Origin of the sequence: Hydrogenophaga sp. ZJX-1, from assembly GCF_048590325.1 — a bacterium.
Taxonomy (GTDB): Bacteria; Pseudomonadota; Gammaproteobacteria; order Burkholderiales; family Burkholderiaceae_C; genus Hydrogenophaga.
This window is the reverse complement of record NZ_JBMBRA010000002.1, coordinates 735,865-753,509: the sequence shown is the minus strand read 5'-3', so window position 1 is coordinate 753,509 and position 17,645 is coordinate 735,865. Positions and strand designations below refer to the sequence as shown.

15 protein-coding genes are annotated in these 17,645 nt (G+C 67.2%); 6 read left to right on the top strand and 9 right to left on the bottom strand.

Features of this window, described 5'->3' with window-relative positions; all coding sequences use genetic code 11:
* The 6 genes from ACN5W5_RS08255 to ACN5W5_RS08230 all read left to right on the top strand — a co-directional run bounded on the left by ACN5W5_RS08255 (position 1) and on the right by ACN5W5_RS08230 (position 8,978).
* Complete coding sequence (locus ACN5W5_RS08255) at positions 1-1,314, top strand: HlyD family type I secretion periplasmic adaptor subunit (protein ID WP_420048045.1); 1,314 nt, start codon at positions 1-3, stop codon at positions 1,312-1,314.
* Positions 1,314-2,888, top strand: a complete 1,575-nt coding sequence (locus tag ACN5W5_RS08250; protein WP_420048044.1) for a TolC family protein — start codon at positions 1,314-1,316, stop codon at positions 2,886-2,888. Before ACN5W5_RS08255 ends, ACN5W5_RS08250 begins: the two co-directional genes overlap by 1 nt.
* A 41-nt stretch (positions 2,889-2,929) precedes the next feature.
* A complete protein-coding gene (locus tag ACN5W5_RS08245; RefSeq protein WP_420048043.1) occupies positions 2,930-4,456 on the top strand; it encodes a hypothetical protein in 1,527 nt (508 codons plus the stop codon).
* A 230-nt stretch (positions 4,457-4,686) separates the two neighbouring features.
* Positions 4,687-6,621, top strand: a complete 1,935-nt coding sequence (locus ACN5W5_RS08240) for a hypothetical protein (protein ID WP_420048042.1) — start codon at positions 4,687-4,689, stop codon at positions 6,619-6,621.
* A gap of 55 nt (positions 6,622-6,676) precedes the next feature.
* Complete coding sequence (locus ACN5W5_RS08235; protein WP_420048041.1) at positions 6,677-8,395, top strand: Mur ligase; 1,719 nt, start codon at positions 6,677-6,679, stop codon at positions 8,393-8,395.
* Positions 8,396-8,462: 67 nt separating this feature from the next.
* Positions 8,463-8,978 carry an OmpA family protein gene (locus tag ACN5W5_RS08230; RefSeq protein ID WP_420048040.1) on the top strand — a complete coding sequence of 172 codons (516 nt, stop codon included), beginning with the start codon at positions 8,463-8,465 and terminating at the stop codon, positions 8,976-8,978.
* Positions 8,979-9,023: 45 nt separating this feature from the next.
* Here ACN5W5_RS08230 and ACN5W5_RS08225 read toward each other — a convergent pair whose 3' ends face one another.
* From ACN5W5_RS08225 to ACN5W5_RS08185, 9 genes are all read right to left on the bottom strand, one after another.
* Positions 9,024-9,509, bottom strand: a complete 486-nt coding sequence (locus ACN5W5_RS08225; protein ID WP_420048039.1) for a hypothetical protein — start codon at positions 9,507-9,509, stop codon at positions 9,024-9,026.
* A 218-nt stretch (positions 9,510-9,727) separates the two neighbouring features.
* Positions 9,728-11,968 carry a hypothetical protein gene (locus ACN5W5_RS08220; protein WP_420048038.1) on the bottom strand — a complete coding sequence of 747 codons (2,241 nt, stop codon included), beginning with the start codon at positions 11,966-11,968 and terminating at the stop codon, positions 9,728-9,730.
* Positions 11,965-12,771, bottom strand: a complete 807-nt coding sequence (locus tag ACN5W5_RS08215) for a hypothetical protein (protein WP_420048037.1) — start codon at positions 12,769-12,771, stop codon at positions 11,965-11,967. The genes ACN5W5_RS08220 and ACN5W5_RS08215 overlap by 4 nt, the downstream gene beginning before the upstream one ends.
* Positions 12,768-13,238 (bottom strand): hypothetical protein, encoded by a 471-nt coding sequence (locus ACN5W5_RS08210; RefSeq protein ID WP_420048036.1) that lies wholly within the window; start codon positions 13,236-13,238, stop codon positions 12,768-12,770. The genes ACN5W5_RS08215 and ACN5W5_RS08210 overlap by 4 nt, the downstream gene beginning before the upstream one ends.
* Positions 13,235-13,861 (bottom strand): hypothetical protein, encoded by a 627-nt coding sequence (locus ACN5W5_RS08205; RefSeq protein ID WP_420048035.1) that lies wholly within the window; start codon positions 13,859-13,861, stop codon positions 13,235-13,237. Before ACN5W5_RS08205 ends, ACN5W5_RS08210 begins: the two co-directional genes overlap by 4 nt.
* 155 nt (positions 13,862-14,016) lie before the next feature.
* Complete coding sequence (locus ACN5W5_RS08200) at positions 14,017-14,574, bottom strand: hypothetical protein (RefSeq protein ID WP_420048034.1); 558 nt, start codon at positions 14,572-14,574, stop codon at positions 14,017-14,019.
* Positions 14,575-14,771: 197 nt separating this feature from the next.
* On the bottom strand, positions 14,772-15,281 hold the full coding sequence (locus tag ACN5W5_RS08195; protein ID WP_420048033.1) for an Lrp/AsnC family transcriptional regulator: 510 nt from the start codon (positions 15,279-15,281) through the stop codon (positions 14,772-14,774).
* Between the two features lie 108 nt (positions 15,282-15,389).
* Entirely contained in the window at positions 15,390-16,649 is a 1,260-nt protein-coding gene (locus ACN5W5_RS08190) for a glycosyltransferase family 2 protein (RefSeq protein ID WP_420048032.1), read from the bottom strand.
* Between the two features lie 5 nt (positions 16,650-16,654).
* A complete protein-coding gene (locus tag ACN5W5_RS08185; protein ID WP_420048031.1) occupies positions 16,655-17,392 on the bottom strand; it encodes a glycosyltransferase family 32 protein in 738 nt (245 codons plus the stop codon).
* Positions 17,393-17,645 lie beyond the last annotated feature (253 nt).

Below are 17,645 nucleotides of genomic sequence, written 5' to 3'. Positions count from 1 at the left end.
ATGACGAAAAACCATCCGGAGGTCATCGATGCCCTGCATCGAAAACAGCAAGAGGTGTCGGGCCGTTCGCGCTGGCGCCGCTGGGCGCTGCCCGCTGTGGGGGGCGTCGCGCTGACGCTGGTCGTGGTGGCCTTGTTCGTGCCGGTGGAGATGTCGGTGACGGCGCCGGGCACGGTGGTGCCGTCGGCGCGCGTGAAGTCGGTCCAGCACCTGGAGGGTGGCATCGTGCGCGAGCTGTTTGTGCGCGAGGGGCAGAGCGTGCGCGAGGGCGACCAGCTGGTGCGCATGGAGCTGGGCGCGCAGGGGCCGAATCTGGAGGAGATCAGCGCCAAGGTGTCGGCGCTGCACGCGGCGCGCCTGCGGCTGGATGCCGAGGCCAGCGGCAAGTCGATTTCGAGCGAGATGTTTGGCGACGACACGGCGCCGATGGTGGCGCGTACGGAGCTGCTGACCCACGAGGCCCGGCTGCTGGAGCTGCAGGGGCAGCTGGCGGCGGCCCGCGCCCAGGTCGAGATGTTCAACGGCCGGGCGGGCGAGGTGGAGGCCAAGATCGAAGGGCATGCGGCGCGTGCGGCGCTGCTGGAGCGCGAATACGGCATCACGCGGGATCTGGCGAACGAGAAGCTGGTGTCCGACCTGGAGGCCACGCGCGCGCTCAAGGACCTGGAGTCGAACCGGGCGGAAATGCTGGGCGCGCGCCAGGCCCTGCTGGCGGCGCGGGCTTCGGCGGCGGAGTCGCGCGGCAAGGTGGCGGAGGCGGAGGGGCGGTTCCGCCGCCGGGCCTCCGAGGAGCTGCTGGCCATCGAGCGCCAGATCGCCACGGCGGAAGAAGAGCTCAACCGCGCCCAGGACCAGCGCAACCGCACCTTGCTGGTGGCGCCGATCGCCGGGGTGGTCAAGGGGCTGCGCCTGACCGAGTCGGGCGGGGTGGTCAAGCCGGGCGAGACGCTGATGGAGGTGGTGCCGGCCGACGCCGAGATCGAGCTGGAGGTGCGCCTGCACCCCAAGGACCGCGGGCTGGTGCTGGTGGACCAGCCGGTGCAGATCAAGGTCAGCGCCTACGACTTTCTGCGCTTTGGTTCGCTCAAGGGGCGCGTGCTGCGGATCGCGGCCGACGTGGACCAGGACCCCGCCGCCGGGCCGTTTTTCAGGATGGTGGTGCAGACGGAGGGCTCGGAGCTGGGCAAGTCGCGCTTGCCGGTGACGCCGGGCATGCAGGCCGACGTGGACATCATCATCGGCCACCAGCCGTTCGCCTGGTACCTCTTGCGCCCGGTGCTCAAGGTGGGTGCCGAGGCTTTCAGGGAGCCGTGATGTTCTTGCCTGTGAGCCGTGTGCCGCGCTGGTTGCCGCCCGCCCTGCTGACGCTGGCGATGTTTGGGGCGGAGCACGCGCTGGCCCAGACGGTCGACGGCGGCGTTGAGGGCCGCGCGGTGGTGGCGCGCCGCATGGCCGACGCGCTGGTCAACGCGCCCGAGGTGCTGACCGCGCGGGCCGAGCTGCGCACGGCCGAGGCCAATGTGGACTCCGCCGAGTACGCGGCTTACCCCCGGGTGGACCTGGGGGTTTCGGGCAGCAACGGGGAATCGCCGTCGCGCAACAACCCGGCGAGTTCGGTGGACTCGCGCCTGAACGCCTCATTGAAATACACGATCTGGGACTTCGGCCGCACCACGGCCAAAAAACAGGCGGTGGCGTTTGCCCGCCAGAGCGCATTGATGCGGCTGGACCAGAGCAAGGAGCAGTTTCTGCGGCAGCTGTTCGTGGCCTACCTGCAGGTGAGCCGCTACGAGCTGCTGGTGGAGGTGGGGCAGGATTCGCGCGCGGCGCTGGAGGAACTGGAACGCCTGGAGTCCCGGCGCGTTCGCCTGGGCGGGGCCGGCATCACCGATGCGCGGGTGGCGGCCTCGCGACTGGCGCTGTCCATGAACAAGGCCCTGCAGTTCGAGCAGTCCTTGCAGGATGCGCGCCTCAAGCTCGATGCCCTGTTGGGCGAGCCCTTGCCGTTGCGCAGCCTGCCGCCGATGCAGGTGCCCAAGGCCTGGCTGGCGCTGGCGCAGGCGGATCTGGCGCGCGAAAGCGACCGCAGCGCGACCCTGCGGGCGCAGCGGCTGAACGTGGACCAGGCGCGGGCCGATCTGGAGGCCGAGGAAAGTGCACGCTACCCGGCGGTGGACCTGACCTTCATCAAGCGCTACGAGTACCCGGGGGGCTTTTCGGAAAAGGCCCGTGTCGGCCTGCAGGTGAGCATGGGCTCGTCGGCGGCGCTGGAGGCGTCGGCCCGGGTGGAGCGTTCGATCAGCCGGCTGGAGACCGAGGAACAGAAGCTGGCGACCCTGGTGCGCGAGCTGCGGCAGAAAACGCTGTCGGGCTGGCAGCGGCAGCTGTTGTCGGGGCAGCGCGTGACCTTGTTGTCGTCGGCGGCGGGCGAGTCGGGCGCGGTGGTCGATGCCCGCCGCAAGCTCAACCAGGCGGGCCGGGAGACGACGCTGGCCCTGCTGGATGCGCAGGTGGAGGCCAACAACACCCTGATCGACTGGGTGCAGGCCATCTATGACATGCGCGTGGGCGAAGTGGAGCTGGCCGGGGACACCGGCCGCCTGCTGCCCGAGGAGGGGCAGGAGCTGCCGTGGCTGATGACGCTGTTCACCGGCGAGGACTACCGCAGCGACGTGCGCCACCGGCTGACCGCGGCACGGGTTTCGGCGCCGGCCCAGAAACAGGGGCGCCTGGCGCCCGCCACGCTGGCCGGCCTGCCCTCGTTCCGGATCGGTCTCAGGGTCTTTCCGGGGCCTGTTTTGGGGTCGGTGGCGACGGCCTCGGCATCGAATGTGACTTTTTTCCGCTTTGACGTGAAACCATTTGACGTACCGGCGGGTAGTTGGTGAGGGTGTAGCTGACACCTTCCAAACATTTGATGGTGATGTCGATGACTGATGTACTTCCTATCGGGGGCGCCGACGCCCTGCTGCTTGACGAGTTCGGCGACGAGTTGCTCGGGTCCGGTCTGATCAACAGCCTGGGTCTGGTGTCGGCGTTGTTGCTGGTGCAGGAGCAGTCGGCCCAGGGCTTCCCGACGCTTTCGCCGGCCAAGCTGGCGCTGGACGCGCTGTCCATGGATCTGCTGAATCTGGAGCCAGCGCTCGCTTCGCTGTCCAGCAGCGTGCCGGCCGGGTTGCTGTCCTCGCTGCAGGGCGAGGCCGAAGCGCTGCCCTGGTCGGACCTGCTGGGCCAGGCGCAGACCCTGGTCAACGAGCTGGTGGCGGGGGTGTCGTCGCAGGACGGCTTGCCGCTGGAGGCGCTGGGCCTGGAATCGCTGACCACCCTGCTGGACGACCTGCAGGTGCTGGATGCCCAGCTGCCCGATGCCCTGGACATCACCAGCCTGGCGGGCGTCTCTGGGGTGTTGGCCGGTCTGACCGATGGTCAGCTGCCCTTGAACGCCTTGGATGATGTGGTGCCGCACGCGACCGAAGTGGGTTCGCCGGTCCTGGACCAGGAAAGTGGTCTGGGGGTGGTGGATGTGCTGACTTCGACGGTGTCGGGTGGGGTGCCGGGCGTGTCGACCGAGTCGCCGGTGGTCAATGCGCCGGAGACCCTGGCGCCGGTGACCGCCCCGGTTCAGGAGGTGGTGGCCGGGGTGCTGCCGCCGGTCGAGAACCTTGTGGGTCTGGTGCCGGGCGTGGTCGAGCCGGTGGTGGATGGCGTGGTCGAGGTGCTGGACCAGACCACGGACGTGGTGGAGACGGTGGTCGGTGCGGTCGACGGCGTGACCGATCTGCTCGGCAACGTGGTTGAGGACCTGCTGACTTCCCCCGGCGATCTGCCCGAAACCCTGGTGGACGGGGTGGAGCAGGTGGTGGGCGTGGTCGAAGACGTGGTGGGCGAAACCACCGAGCTTGTGGGCGACGTCGTGGACGTGGTCGGCGAGGTCGTGACGGGCACCGTGGACAACCTGCTGGACGCGCTGGGTTCGACGGGTGACCTGGGCGACGCCGGTGGCTTGCTGGAGCCGGTGACGGACCTGCTGTCCGGTGGCGGTCTGGGCGATGCGGGCAGTCTGCTGGAGCCTGTGACGGATCTGCTGTCCGGTGGTGGCCTGGGCGATGCCGGCAGCCTGCTGGAGCCGGTGACGGACCTGCTGTCGGGTGGCGGGCTGGGTGATACCGGCAGCCTGCTGGAGCCGGTGACCGGCCTGTTGTCCGGTGGTGGAGACGCTTCCCTGATCGACACCCTCACGGGCGTGGTGGAACAGCCGCAGAGCCTGCTCGACGGGCTGACCGATCTGGGTTCGGTGACGGACGTCGTGACCGACCTTTCCTCCGACCTGCCGGTCGTGGGCGATGTGGTGTCCGAGCTGCCGCTGGTGTCCGACCTGACGGGGGGCACGCTGCCGCTGGTGCAGGCGCCAACGGACGAAGAAGGCGGTGCGCTGCTGGGTGGCCTGCTGGGCTGATCCAGGACGACCGTCGGGGGGCGACCGAAGTCGCTCCTCGAAAATCCCAGGCCCGATGCCTGGGATTTTTTTTGCCTCTGCGGTGGGGCGGTTTTGTGCAACTTCGCACGCGATAGCGGGCTTGCGCAGAAGTTGTCGGGCGGGAATGAAACCCATTGGTGCATGGGCCGGTAAACAAGACAAGAGCGCGAACAACAGGTTCACGCCACGTTTTTTCAGGAACCGATCTCATGGAAACCACCGCCACCGCAGCCGCCTCTTCCGCACCCAACCCGGACATGGTTCCGGTGCTTCGTGGGGGCACCACCGTTCTGGTGCCCAGCGACCAGGTCTTGATGCCGGGGGACCGCGTGGTCACGGGTGACAAGCCGGTGGATGTGCTGGTGCGCAATGCCGCGGGGACCAAGCAGGCGGTGGTGCGTGTGTCACCCAACTCCGAGGTGCTGATCCGCGACAACAGCGCAGCAGCGCCGGGCGAGGACATGGCCGATATCGAAGTGATTGCCGGCGACGCCGTGTTTGTGGAGGACCCGAACCAGGACGTGGTGGCCCTGAGCAAGGCCAGCAAGGCGTTGCTTGGTGGCGGGTTGAGCATGCTCGACGGCGTGCTGCTGGGTGGCGCCGGTCTGCTGGCCGGCGCGGCCCTGGCCGATGACAACGGCAACAACCAGGGTGACGACACCGACACCGATACCGACACCGACACCGATACCGATACCGATACCGATACCGATACCGATACCGATACCGATACCGACACCGACACCGACACCGACACCGACACCGATACCGACACCGACACCGATACCGATACCGACACCGACACCGACACCGACACCGACACCGACACCGATACCGACACCGACACCGACACCGACACCGATACCGACACCGACACCGATACCGATACCGATACCGACACCGACACCGACACCGATACCGATACCGATACCGATACCGACACGGACACGGATGCCGACGCCGACAACACCCTGCTTTCTGGAGCCGGTCTGGTGCTGGATTCCGCGACCGACTCGGTCGGCGAACTGCTGGACGATGCGGGTCTGGGCGCGCTGGATCCGGTCTTGAATGAGGTCGTCGACCCGATCGTTGGCACGGTGACGGAGGAACTGGACAACCTGCTGATCGGTGAAGATGGCAACGGCGGCCTGACCACCGAAGTGGTCGACCTGGGCCAGGAGGTGGCGGCGGTTGGCGAAGGCACGCCGCTGGAGCCGGTGACCGAGCTGGTCGGCGATCTGGTGTCCGATCTGGGCAGCACCCTGAACACCGTGTTCAACCAGGATCTGCTGGATTCGGAAACCTCGAGTTCGACCGCCAACATCGGGGGCGATGCCAATCAGCTGGTCGACAACCTGACCACCAACGCAGACACCTTGCTCGACGGTCTGCTGGGGACCGGGACGCTGTTGTCGGATCTGGTCGATGACACCAGTACCGCGCTGCTGGAGGACACGCTGGGCGAGGTCTTGTCGGGCGACGGGACCGGTGATGTGTCGCTGACCGACGGGGTGGCCGCGATCGTGGACCAGGGCACCGATGCCGTGGACACCCTGGCCGCCGAGGTCGGCCTGGATGGCGTGACCGAGCCGCTGACCGAAGGTGTCGTTGACGCGTCGGCCACGGATCTGCTGGCCGCCGCGGACGAAGCGCTGATCGGCACCTCGACCGAGCCGGGCCTGCTGGACCAGCTGGCCAGCGTGGGCGACGACGTGGTGGAGACCGGTGCGGACACGCCGCTGGCGCCGGTCACCGGTCTGGTGGGCAACGCCGTGAGCGGTGTGGCGGACACCGCGGATGTGGTGCTGAACCAGGACGCAGCGAGCTCTGAAACGGGTTCTTCGACCGAGGCGATTGCCGACCCGCTGGTGGACACATTGGGTGGCCTGACCTCGGATTCCGACACGCTGCTCGACGCCCTGCTCGGGACCGACACCCTGGTGTCCGATCTGGTCGATGGGGGCACGACCGCCTTGCTGGAAGACACGGTGGGTGGATCGCTGGACAACAGCGTGGGGGTGGGTGACGCCATGCCGGGCGAAACCGGCTCGACCCAGGAGCCCATCACCCAACCGCTGACCGACCTGACACAGCTGCTGTCGGGCGGCCTTCTGGACCCCCTGACTGGCGGCTTGGGCGGCTGACCGCCCCGTTGGCTGGTTTTTGACAGGCCGCCATCTGGATGGCGGCCTTTTTTTAATGAACGATCTTCTGCCCTCCTCCACGGTGCCTTGCCTGGCGGCCCTGCAGCGTTTTGGCGCCGGGCGGCTGCGCCTGCCCGGTGGCGACCAGGAGGTCCTGTTCCTGTCGACGAGCGACGGCAGTGAGCGTGCACTCACGGTGTTGGGCCGGGGCGCCGACCTGGCGGCGGCCTGGCTGGACGCCTGGGCGCAGTGGCGCCAGCGCCAGGCCGGAGAGGCCAGGCTCCCGCGCTGGGTCCGGGTGGACCGGGTGATGCACGTGCAGGCCGCGAACTGGGGGCAGGTGCGGCGGCTGCTGGCTGGCACGAAAACCAACTATTTCGCTTTGGGCATCGCCTGGGACGCCGCGTTGGCGCAGGCCTGCCTGCCGGAGGAGCTGTGGGGACACGCTTGTCTGTACAGCGGGGACATCAACGCCTGTGTGCCCAGTGACGAGAACCTGCGTGCGCTCACCCGGCGCAAGTTCGGCCAGGAAACCGGGTGGCCGCAGGACGATGCCACCCCGTTGTGGCTGTTTCAGACCAAGGGCGTCTTCGTGGAGGGCGAGGGGCCGGTGCTGGTGCTGGACAACGAGGGGGTGATGGACCGGGTCCGTCGCATCGATCAGCCCGACGCGGCCCTGGTGGCGGACGCGGTGCAGCGCAGCGCGGATTACCTGGCGCGCCAGGTGACGCTGTCGGGGCGCTGGGTCTATGGCTGGTATCCCTGCTTCGACCGCCCGGTGCCGTCCTACAACGCGCTGCGGCACGCGAGCGCCGCCTATTCGCTGCTGGAAGCCTGGGACCTGACGCGCCAGGCGGCGCACCTGGAGGCCGCCACGCGGGCCATCGACCACCTGTGTCGGGAGCTGATCAAGCCGGTGGCGGTGCCGGCCGGTGAAGCCCCTGCGGCCTACCTGGTCGATGAGGGCGGCGAGATCAAGCTGGGGGGCAACGGGGTGGCCATTCTGGCCCTGGCCAAGCGCATCGAGCTGACGGGCGAGGCCCGGCACCTGGCGCTGATCCGGCCGCTGGCTGAGGGTTTGCTGCGCATGCAGGATGCAGCCACGGGCGCGTTCGTGCACGTGCTGGCGTTTCCTTCACTGGCGGTCAAGGAAGTGCACCGCACGGTCTATTACGACGGCGAGGCGGCGTTCGGCCTGCTCAAGGCCTATGAGATGACCGGTGAGCACCGCTTTCTGGAGGCGGTGGAGCGCGCCGTTGGATATTTCATCCAGGCGCAGCACTGGCGCTCACACGATCACTGGCTGGCCTATGCGGTCAATGAACTGACCCGGCTTGCGCCGCAGGAGCGCTACTTTAGCCTCGGTCTGAAAAACGTCAGCCGGCATCTGGGTTTCATCCGGCAGCGCATCACGGCCTACCCGACCTTGCTGGAGTTGATGATGGCGGCGAGCGCCATGCTCGACCGCATGGACACGCTGGGGCTGGAGCCGCTGGCGCTGGACCCGGGGTTTGACCGCCAGGCCTTTGAGCAGGCCCTGCACCAGCGGGCGCGCCAGCTGTTCAGCGGCTACTTTTTCCCCGAGCTGGCGATGTTCTTCCGCAGCCCGGCAAGAACAGTCAACACCTTTTTCATTCGCCACTACAGCTTCAGGGTGCGCATCGACGATGTGCAGCATTACCTCTCGGGGCTGGTCGCGTACCACCGGCGTTTTTTGTCGGGTGCCCACACGCTGGCGCCGTCGACCGCACCCGAGCTATCGGCCTCTCCCTGAAACCCCGACGCGGTATCCGATGTATTGAAGGGGTACCGCCAGAAAAGTCATTCAACAGGAATCCACCATGATCAAGCACCTCGTCCCCTTGGCCCTCATTGCCGTTCTGGCGGGATGTGCCGGTGTGCAGCAGTCCAATGAGCGCCGCACCATCACCCACTACGGGGGCATGTCGATCCAGAAGCCGGCACCGGTGTCGATGTCGTCACGGAACGTCGAGTCGGTGGTCGCTCCCGGCAGCGTTCGGGGGACCCAGCTGGGCATCGTGTATTTCGATTTCGACGAGTACGTCGTCAAGCCCCAGTACGTGCCCGTGCTCGAAAACGTCACCCGCCTGCTCAAGGACAAGCCGGGCATGAAGGTGACGCTGGAAGGGCACACCGATGCGGCGGGGTCGACGGAATACAACCTGGCGCTTGGGCAGCGGCGGGCCGAGGCGGTGCGCCAGGGGCTGGCCCGTTACGGGGTGTCGCAGGATCAGGCCGAGGCGATCAGTTTTGGCGAGGAGAAGCCCGCCTTGCCGGGTCGCAGCAATGAAGTCGACGCGCGCAACCGCCGTGCCGAGATCTGGACGGCGCCCTGAAACTGAGCGGGCCGGCGCTGGCCGGTGGCGCGCCTTCGGAGGCGTTCAGATGGCCGTGAGGTCGGTCTGGACGGGCCAGTTCAGCGCGTTGCTGTTGGCAGGGCTGCTACCAAATTCATGTTGCAGCAGCAGGGTGTAGCGCCCGGGGCGGTTGCTGCAGAGGCGGTAGCCATCGGCCACGGGGCTGAGCTGCACGCCGCTTTGGGGTGCGGTCGAGAGTCGCCAGCCGCCAAGCGCGGGGTCGGCCAGGCGCAACGTGACGCAAAAGCCCCGTTTCATGTTCGACATGACCACCAGGCGTTGCTGGGCGCTGAGGCTGCCGTCGGCCTCGGGGTCGATCTGCTGCGGGTGGCTGTTTTCCAGCACACGCATGACCGGCGGGATGACGATGCGGAAGTTGAGCGTGGCGCTGGCCCCGCGGTTTTCGCTCCCCGTGACCACCACGCTCTCGGACAGGCCATTCACAGGCGCCAGCAGCAGGCCCAGGGCCGTGAGTGCGGTCACCAGTGCCGGGCGGATCGAGGGGGACATGCCCCACTATCGGCCTTTGGCGTGAAAACTTGAAGGGGTGCAGTCAATGACGCCTACCCCCGCTGGGGGAAGGAGGAAGTCATGGAACGCATTCCCGGGTCAGGTTTCAGGTGAGGCGACTGGCGGCGGCGCCATAGACGGCGCTTTGATCTCGCCGGCCCACCGCGATGACGGTGACGAACACGGTGTCATCGTCTACGCGTTACACCAGCAAGACCTCAATCCGCGCGCTGCACCGGCAGGCTGAGCTGGGTGGTTTCGCGCAGGCGCACGTCGACTTTGGCCTGGCCTTCGTCGACCACGCTCCAGGGCAGGGGCAGGGTTTCGTTGCGCACGCTGACGGTGCGCGGGCCGCTGGCGACGAAGGGGAATTCGAAGCGGCCCTGGGCGTCGGTGCGCACGGCGTAGCGGTTGTCGAGGTAGACGGTGACGCCGGGGGCACCGGTTTCGCTGGCTTCCTGGGTGCCGCTGCGGTTGGCGTCGAAGTAGACGACGCCTGCGATGCGGCCGCCGCCTTCGCTGGGGCGCCCACCCAGGGGCACGCTGCGGCTGCCGGCCTGCAGCTCGTAGCGGAGCACGGCGTAGAAGCTGCGGTCGTTGTCGGTCGGGGTGTCGGTGACGATGGGGGCGAGCGGGTCGAGGGGGCGCACGGTGCGGCTCTGGCCGAGGCTGCGGGTGTAGTTGCCTTCCAGGCTCCAGCGCTGGTTGACGCGCCAGACGCTGCCGATGTTGATGCCGTGGCGGCGCTGGCCGTTGTTGCCTTGTTCGGTCTGCAGGGTGCCGCGCAGGCTGGCGTCGCCGGTGAGGGGGGCGGTGAAGGCGAGCGCGGCGGACCAGAGGGTTTCGTCGGGGGTGCCGCTGGTGTCTGTGCTGCCGTCGGCGCTGGTGCTGGCGCTGTTGCGGGTGAGGCCCAGGCTGGTGGAGACGCTCCAGCCCTGGGGAACGGCCCAGTCCTGGTCGTAGCTGATCGCCTGAGAGCGGGTCTGGCTGGCGGCGCCGCCGCTGAGGGTGAGGCGCAGGCCGCTGGTGCCGAGCGGGTTTTGCCAGCGCCAGTCGCCGTAGCTGCTCCAGGCGTCGCCGTCGAAGTGGCGCACGGAGGCACCGGCGCCGAGGCTGCTGGCGCGGCTGAGGCGCCAGCGGGCGCTGCCCGAGGCGTAGCTGCCGTCGCGGGTGCGCCCGCTGATGGAGCGCAGCCAGTCGACCGAGCCTTCGGCGGACCACTGGCGGGTGCGCCATTCGCTGCGCAGGGTGGCGCCTTGCACGTCGGCGGGCATGGCCTGGCCGGCCCAGCTGAGGCCGGGGTCGAGGCGGTAGACGCCGATGCCATGCTGGCGCGGGCCGTCGTCCCATTCGCTGTCGATCCAGAAGCCCTGGGGGTTGCTGGTTTCGCCGGGTGGGGCGCCGGGGGCTGCGGCGCCGCCGCGGCTGAGGATGAGCTGGCCCTGGGTGCGGCGGCTGTCGCCTTCATGGCGCAAGGCGAACAGGGTGGAGCGGGCGTCGAGCGGGGTGCCGGTTTCGCGGGTCTGGCCGAGGGCGGTGACGCGGCTGGCGTCTTCGTGTTGCAGGGCGAGGGTCCAGCCGGGCAGGCCAAGCGGATCGCTGCTGTCGGGGCTGGCGCCGAGGTGCCATTGGGCGCCGAGCGTGGTGCGCCGGCCGCCGAGGCCGCGAAAGCCGCTGGCGGGCAGGCTCTCCATCTGGCCGGGTTCGCCGCTGCCGGCCTGCAGGGCGAGGCCGCTGGCGGGGCTGAGCCATTCGCCGGCCAGACCGCGCAGCGTGGCCGAAGGCAGGTACACGCGCGACGGCAGGCGGGTGATGCCGGGCGCGGGCGCGGTGATGACGCCGGCTTCGTGGTTGCCGATCCAGCCGCTGGCCAGCGGCAGGCCGCGCTGGCGCAGGGTGAGCGTGCCGCGGTTTTCTCGCGGGCTGAGGCTGCCGTCGAGCGAGAGGGCGCCGTGGTTGGGGGTGTCGAGCAGGCCGTAGACGGCGAAGGCGGTCTGGGTCTTGCGTTCGGTGTCGAAGGGCTGGGTGCCGAGGCGGGTTTCGAGGCGCAGGAAGCGCGGCCAGCCGGCTTTGTCGTATTCGAAGCCGCCTTCGTTGTCGTCGAGGGGCGCGAGGCCTTCGATGACGCGGTCCTGGTAGCCGGCGCTGGTGGGGGCTTCAGCGTTGTCGGGCGCGGGCGCAACCGTCGCGGTCGGGGGAGCAGCGGGTGCGGGTGTCTGCGCGTGCAGGCCCGGCGCGAACGCGCCCAAAAGGGCCAGCAGGCTGGAGCAGGACGCCCGGCGCGCCAGGTGGGTGCGCGGCAGAAGGCCTCGAAGCGAAACCGGCGAAAACCGCGGATCGCGCGGTGATGCCGAGAAGCCCAGGGTTGAACCCTGGGCGCAGGTGGTCGTACCGTGCGAGACCGGTTTCTCGCCGGTTGCAGCCGATGTTCCTTCTGCCGCGCACCCTCCTGAGGTCATGGGGCGACGAAGCTCGCGTCCAGCGGCAGGCGGTTGGCGCCCCATTCGAGGCTGCCTTTGACGCTCAGCGGGAAGCGGACCTCGGGCGCGGCCTTGCCGTCTTCGGGCACGGGACTGAGCGCGACGCGGCGGGTTTCGCCGGGCAGGATGGGCAGGTCGGCGGGCGACATTTCGAACTTCGTGCCAGCGGCGTCGGTGCCGTTGACGAAGCCTTCGAGGCGGCCGTGGGCATTGCCGGTGTTGCGCACGTCGAGCGTGGCGGTGGGCTTGCCGTTGACGGTGGTGACCTGGGTGGTGGCGATGCTGAGCTGGGGCGCGGCGCCGCCGATGGCGGCGTAGACGATGACGCCGATGCGCCCGCCGACGGGGAAGCTGATGTTGCCCTGCACTTTGGCCGGGTCGAGGCCTTCGACCATGAGGGCGAAACGGCATTCGCGCGGCGGCGTGCCGGCGGGCGGGCTGATCTCGAAGCGGTAGCGGTAGCGCGCGCCGGGTTCGATGCTGAGCTCGCGCCGCTCGATGGCGACCCAGGGGCGGCAGCTGTCGGGGGCGAGTTCGGTGCTGAAGCTGACCGAGTTGTCGGGGTTGAAGGTCCAGTCGGCGGTGTAGATGCGGTAATTGCCCTTTTGCTGGCCGACGTGCTGGATCTCCAGCACCTGGCGCAGGGGCTTGCCGGCTTCGGCCTGGACTTCAAAGCGCGGCGGCGAGATGTAGGCGGCGAAGCCCTGGGCTTGGGCAGCGGCGGGCAGCATGGCCGCGGGCAGCAGGAGCGCCATCAGGCGGGAGGCGGTCAGGAGGTTCATGGTGAGTCCACGTCGATTTCGAAGTGGAAGTTGAGGCGGCGGCTGTTGCTCTGCCAGTCGGGGCCGGAGCGCAGGCGCACGAGCATCTGGTCGCGCAGGGTGCTGGTGGTGATGTTGCCGGCGTAGACGAGGGCGCGTTCACCCGAAACGAGGCGCCCGGCGAGCAGTTTGCCGTCGGTGGTCCAGACGGCTTCGAGGGTGGAAGTCTCGTCGCGCGGCAGCACCATGTAGACGCGGCCGCTGCGGCCGATCCAGTCCTGGGTGTTGATGTGGATGTTGACGCGCACCCAGGCTTCCATGCCGCCGTCCTGGTCGCCGCGGGTTTGCGGCAGCCACTGCATCTGCGCGGTGGGCGGCACGGTGTGGCTGAGCGAGTCGTCGAGCTGGTGGGTTTCGGCGACGGCGGCGGTGGGTATGAACAGCGCGACGCATACTGCGACGAGGCGGGCAAACAGCGGCAGGTTCATGGGCTGCTCAGGGTGTAGGTGACCTGGCCGGTGTAGGTGCCGGCGGCGCGGATGGCGCTGTTGGCGTAGATGAAGGAATGGCAGTTTTCGATGTAGCGGTTGGCCGGGACGGTGGCCAGCGTCTGCGTGCCGCCGTTGAAGGTGCCGGCGGGTATGACGTTGGGCACGCCGCTGCCGGGCGCGGAAACGGTCCAGCTGATCTGCGAGAAGGGAATCGTGTCGCCCGCTGCGTTGGTGAGGTTGGCGGGCGAGGTGACACGCAGGGTGGCGCTGGCGGGGTGGTTGTTGTTGGTGCGGCGGTAAGAGGCGCCCACCATGACCTGCGTGGCCGGGTTCGGGCAGGTGGTGTAGTTGTCGCCGTAGAGGCTTCTGGACTGGGTGCTGTTGCTCGTCATGGGCTGGGCGGTGCCACTGAGCAGCTGGACCGCGCTGAGGTTGGCGCTGACGAGGTTGACGGTGCCGTTGTCGGCGTCGAGGGTGCCGTTGCCGACGTGCAGGAAGACGCGGCGTGGGGCGCTGGCGATGCTGAGCGACCAGGCGTGGGCGGTGGCAATCTGCCCGAGGCACAGCACGACCAGACCCAGGGCGGCCAGCCGGCGGGGGCTGAGGATGGGCGGCTTCATGGGTTCGTCATGGCTTCGTTGTGACCGGTGGGCGGTCAGGGCTTGCAGGGAAACGGCGGCTGAAAAAGACGAACGGAGGGCTGCTGTGCGCGAGCCCTCCGTTGTTTGGTTGTGTGCAGCCGGTCTGCGCCGGCTTGGCGATCGTTTCCCGACGATCAGGGCATGGTGGCGGTGTAGGTGACTTGGCCCGAATAGGTGCCCGGGGCGGCCACCGCGGTGTTCGAGTAGGCGAAGTTCCAGACGGCGGAGCGGTTGGTCACCTTGCCGCTGTTGATCACCGGCGCGGTGTTGGCACCCACGGCCGGTACGTTGAAGTTGGTGGCGTCGGTCGAGCTGGCCAGGATTTCGGTCCAGGGGATGATGTCCGCGCCGTTGGTCAGGCCCGTGCCGCTGCCGGCAGCGGCGATGGCGATCTGCCCGTTGTTGCCCAGCACACGAACGTTCACGCCTTGGGCGGCGGAGTCGGTGCCGCTGCCGACGTCGGTGGCGTTGGCCGAGTAGTCGTAGGTCAGGGTGTCGATGGTGGTGTTGTCGGCCAGTGTGGCGTTGCCGGTGCCGACCGCGAGGAACAGCACGCGGGGGATCACGACCTGGAAGTTGAGGCGGGCGGCTGCGGCGCCGGTGCCAACTTCCAGATCGGACTCGGCGGAAGCCAGCAGGGGTGCGGCCAGCGCAAGGGCCACAGCGGTTTGGATGAACAGAGACTTTTTCACGACGTTTCCTAGGAACAAAAAATTCCCTGACTGAACACTTTCTGGTAAATGACCAGCGGTGCTTCTATGCCCTGATGCTACGGAAAGTGCCAGTTTCAGGCAAATTGTCCGCATGAAAAAATGCACAGTTTCAATAACTTACGGCCGAGATGTTAACCAACGGTCGAATTTCGGGGTTGAGCGGTGGCAAAAAGCACTCAAGTTTTGCGTCCGTTTGTCGTGGGTAGTGATTTGGTCAACAAATGCGAGAGCGGCAAAGCGCCCGCGGCCTTCACTTCGCCGAGCGAAAAGCTGGTGTGCAGGTCTTTCACGTTGGGCAGGTTGATCAACACCTCGCGCGCGAAACGGCTGAAGTGGTTGAGGTCGGGGCAGACGACCTGCAGCTCGAAGGTGCCCGAGCCGCTGATGTAGTGGCAGGAGACGATTTCAGGGATGTCGCGGATGGCGGTTTCCATCTGGCGCAGGGCGTCGCCGCTGTTGCGTTCGGCGTCGATGCGGACAAAGGCGAGCACGCCCAGGCCGATCTTGGTGCGGTTGATCTCGGCGCGGTAACCGAGGATGAACCCCGCCTCTTCCAGCGCCCGCACGCGCCGCCAGCACGGCGCCGCCGACAGACCCACGCGGTTGGCCAGTTCGGCGTTGGTCAACCGGCCGTCGGCCTGCAATTGATGCAGGATGGCGATGTCAAACTTGTCGAGTGTTTCCATGATGGGGTCATTCTAGAAAGAAGCGTTCTTCTGTGACCTGATATCAGAAAGGAAACCAACGCAGACGTCTGCTCCCGCTTCACCCAGCCGTGGGTGGGTGGTTTCCCTTCAGCGCAGGGTGTGCGCCAACGCGCCTGGCGGAATCGACTGGGTGACGTGTCCTTCGGGCGTCAGTGCGCTGACGGCAACGCCCTGTGCGGACCCCTGGGTCGGCTTTTTGATGCGGATTTCGAAGCCGTTCCGCAGTGCGGCATTGGGGAAATGGTGCTGGATGTCGGGTCGTTCGGTGGCCTGCCATGCTTCGATGGGCACGGCGTGGTGCTGGATCGTGACGACGAATCCGGCTGCGGGCAGGGTTTTCCAGAGCAGGACCCAGCCGGTGATGGTGATGAATCCGGTCTGCTCTTCGAGCGCTTCGACATGGCCCATCACGGGCAGGTGGATGGCGCCGCTGGCCCTGGATGGGGCTGAGGGATGTGTCAACGGGCCGGAAGGGTCGGCCAGCCCGATGCGCCCGGCCAGGTCCTGGCACCGGGCTTTCAGCTCAACGATGTGCTGCGCGCATGGGTAGGACGGCACATCGTTGTTGTCGTGACCGAGAAAAAACAGGTCATCGAGCGGGCCGCCCTCTGGAAAGGCCCTGCCGCGCGAGGCTTTGCGGTGCACATACTCGGCATAGGACTTGATGACGTAGTGGTTGATGCGGAAGCGGGTCCAGCACACATCGCCAGACTGGCTCGGGTTGCGTTGGCCGGCGTAGACGTAGTCGCGCTTTTCAGTGCCATCGGTGTGCAGGTAGCGGTAGCCGGGCTTCAGCTGGCAGCTGTGCGGGCAGACGAATCCGGCAAAGGCTTCCATACGGATGATGGACTTGAAATGGTGGTTCAGATGGTGTTGCTGCGGGGCGTGGTGCAGAAAGCGCTCGGTCACGAGGCCGCTTTCTTCGGCCAGTTTCATGGACGAGCCGTAGGTGGCCCAGTTCAGCGCCAGGGCCCCGGCATCGGGGTTGGCGTGCAAGGTGGCTTGCAGGAGGTCGGACACCGTGTCCGTGTGGTGGCTGGGCCAGAGGAACTCGTCGGCGTCCATGAAGGCCATCCATTCGACTTCGTGGCCATGGCGCCGGACGATTTCTTCGTAGACCGGCAACTGGGGCCCGATGCCCGGGGTGGTGGCGTAGGAGAAGCAGGTGATGGGCAGCGTCTGGCTCAGCGCCTGGAGCAACGGCCAGGTGTTGTCGCTGCTGTCGTTGTTGACGACATAGAAATGATCGAATCCCATCAGGCGGTGGTGAACCAGCCACTCGATCAGGTACGGGCCTTCGTTCTTCACGATGATGGCCATTCCGGCACGCGGCTTGTCTGCTTTCATGGGCTTCACGCCAGACAGGCGTCGTGATGGGGGAGGACGATGGCGCTGGTGCGGTGGGTGTAGTGCGTGGGCACCTGATGGTGATCGGGCCAGATGCTGTATTCGAAACCCCGTTCTTCGATGTCGACGATCTGGTGGGGGAACCTGCCGATGCGCAGGGTGGCGAGGATGGCCAGCGTGTAGCAGATCGGGCCCGACAGCCGCAGCACCCCGTGTTTCCCTGTACCGCAAGGGTCTGCCCGGTAGTTCCGGATGTTGTGAAGCGTGGCCTTGATCACCGACTTCAGGAAAGGGTGGCCCGGTTCGGCAACGATGAACCATTGCTGGAATTCGCCACCCGGTGTCTGGCTCAGTTCGGGGTGCAGGCCCCAGTTTTCCCAGCGCTGGTCTTTGGCGTTCTTCCATTGGGAGAGCAGGAACGAGTCGGACGGCTGGATGGCTTGTCCCAGGGGCACGTTCACCGTGCTCTTGATGTCGAGGTAGACGCCGCCCTCGCGGTACATGACCAGGTAGCGAAAGAGGTCTGCCAGAACGACACCGTAGTCCGGGCTGATGGTCCTGACGGTGTCGAAGACCTCCGGCTCGAAATGCTGGCGGATGTAGTCCATCACGTCGGCGTCTTCGTAGACCGTGTGTTTCCACTCGGGATTGCGTTCCGTGAGGCGTTGCAGATTCGCCTGGACGGTGGTTGGCAAGGCCGCTATGGACGGGCAGGTCTGGTGCAGCAGTCGGGGGATGGCCATGGTGGCGCGCGTGTAATGAAACAGTCGTAACAAATTGCACTATTGTTGGCGAAAAGGCATGAAATGCCTGTTGCACATGTGCGCCAGAATGGTGGCGAACGCCGCTTTTTTGAACTGTGCGACCGATGGCGTTGCATCCCGGGGCGTTCCGGATGGCATCCCCCAGTTCTTCATTTGTGCAGAACGGCCATGCCGGACGCATTCAGTCTTTCAATATTTGCATGTTCACGGAAAGGGTCTTTCCCAAACAGGG

Excerpts from the sequence above, each read along its gene's own strand:
- ACN5W5_RS08255 (WP_420048045.1), top strand. The coding sequence starts at position 1 with ATGACGAAAAACCATCCGGAGGTCATCGATGCCCTGCATCGAAAACAG.
- ACN5W5_RS08250 (WP_420048044.1), top strand. The coding sequence starts at position 1,314 with ATGTTCTTGCCTGTGAGCCGTGTGCCGCGCTGGTTGCCGCCCGCCCTG.
- ACN5W5_RS08245 (WP_420048043.1), top strand. The coding sequence starts at position 2,930 with ATGACTGATGTACTTCCTATCGGGGGCGCCGACGCCCTGCTGCTTGAC.
- ACN5W5_RS08240 (WP_420048042.1), top strand. The coding sequence starts at position 4,687 with ATGGAAACCACCGCCACCGCAGCCGCCTCTTCCGCACCCAACCCGGAC.
- ACN5W5_RS08235 (WP_420048041.1), top strand. The coding sequence starts at position 6,677 with ATGAACGATCTTCTGCCCTCCTCCACGGTGCCTTGCCTGGCGGCCCTG.
- ACN5W5_RS08230 (WP_420048040.1), top strand. The coding sequence starts at position 8,463 with ATGATCAAGCACCTCGTCCCCTTGGCCCTCATTGCCGTTCTGGCGGGA.
- ACN5W5_RS08225 (WP_420048039.1), bottom strand. The coding sequence starts at position 9,509 with ATGTCCCCCTCGATCCGCCCGGCACTGGTGACCGCACTCACGGCCCTG.
- ACN5W5_RS08220 (WP_420048038.1), bottom strand. The coding sequence starts at position 11,968 with ATGACCTCAGGAGGGTGCGCGGCAGAAGGAACATCGGCTGCAACCGGC.
- ACN5W5_RS08215 (WP_420048037.1), bottom strand. The coding sequence starts at position 12,771 with ATGAACCTCCTGACCGCCTCCCGCCTGATGGCGCTCCTGCTGCCCGCG.
- ACN5W5_RS08210 (WP_420048036.1), bottom strand. The coding sequence starts at position 13,238 with ATGAACCTGCCGCTGTTTGCCCGCCTCGTCGCAGTATGCGTCGCGCTG.
- ACN5W5_RS08205 (WP_420048035.1), bottom strand. The coding sequence starts at position 13,861 with ATGAAGCCGCCCATCCTCAGCCCCCGCCGGCTGGCCGCCCTGGGTCTG.
- ACN5W5_RS08195 (WP_420048033.1), bottom strand. The coding sequence starts at position 15,281 with ATGGAAACACTCGACAAGTTTGACATCGCCATCCTGCATCAATTGCAG.
- ACN5W5_RS08190 (WP_420048032.1), bottom strand. The coding sequence starts at position 16,649 with ATGAAAGCAGACAAGCCGCGTGCCGGAATGGCCATCATCGTGAAGAAC.
- ACN5W5_RS08185 (WP_420048031.1), bottom strand. The coding sequence starts at position 17,392 with ATGGCCATCCCCCGACTGCTGCACCAGACCTGCCCGTCCATAGCGGCC.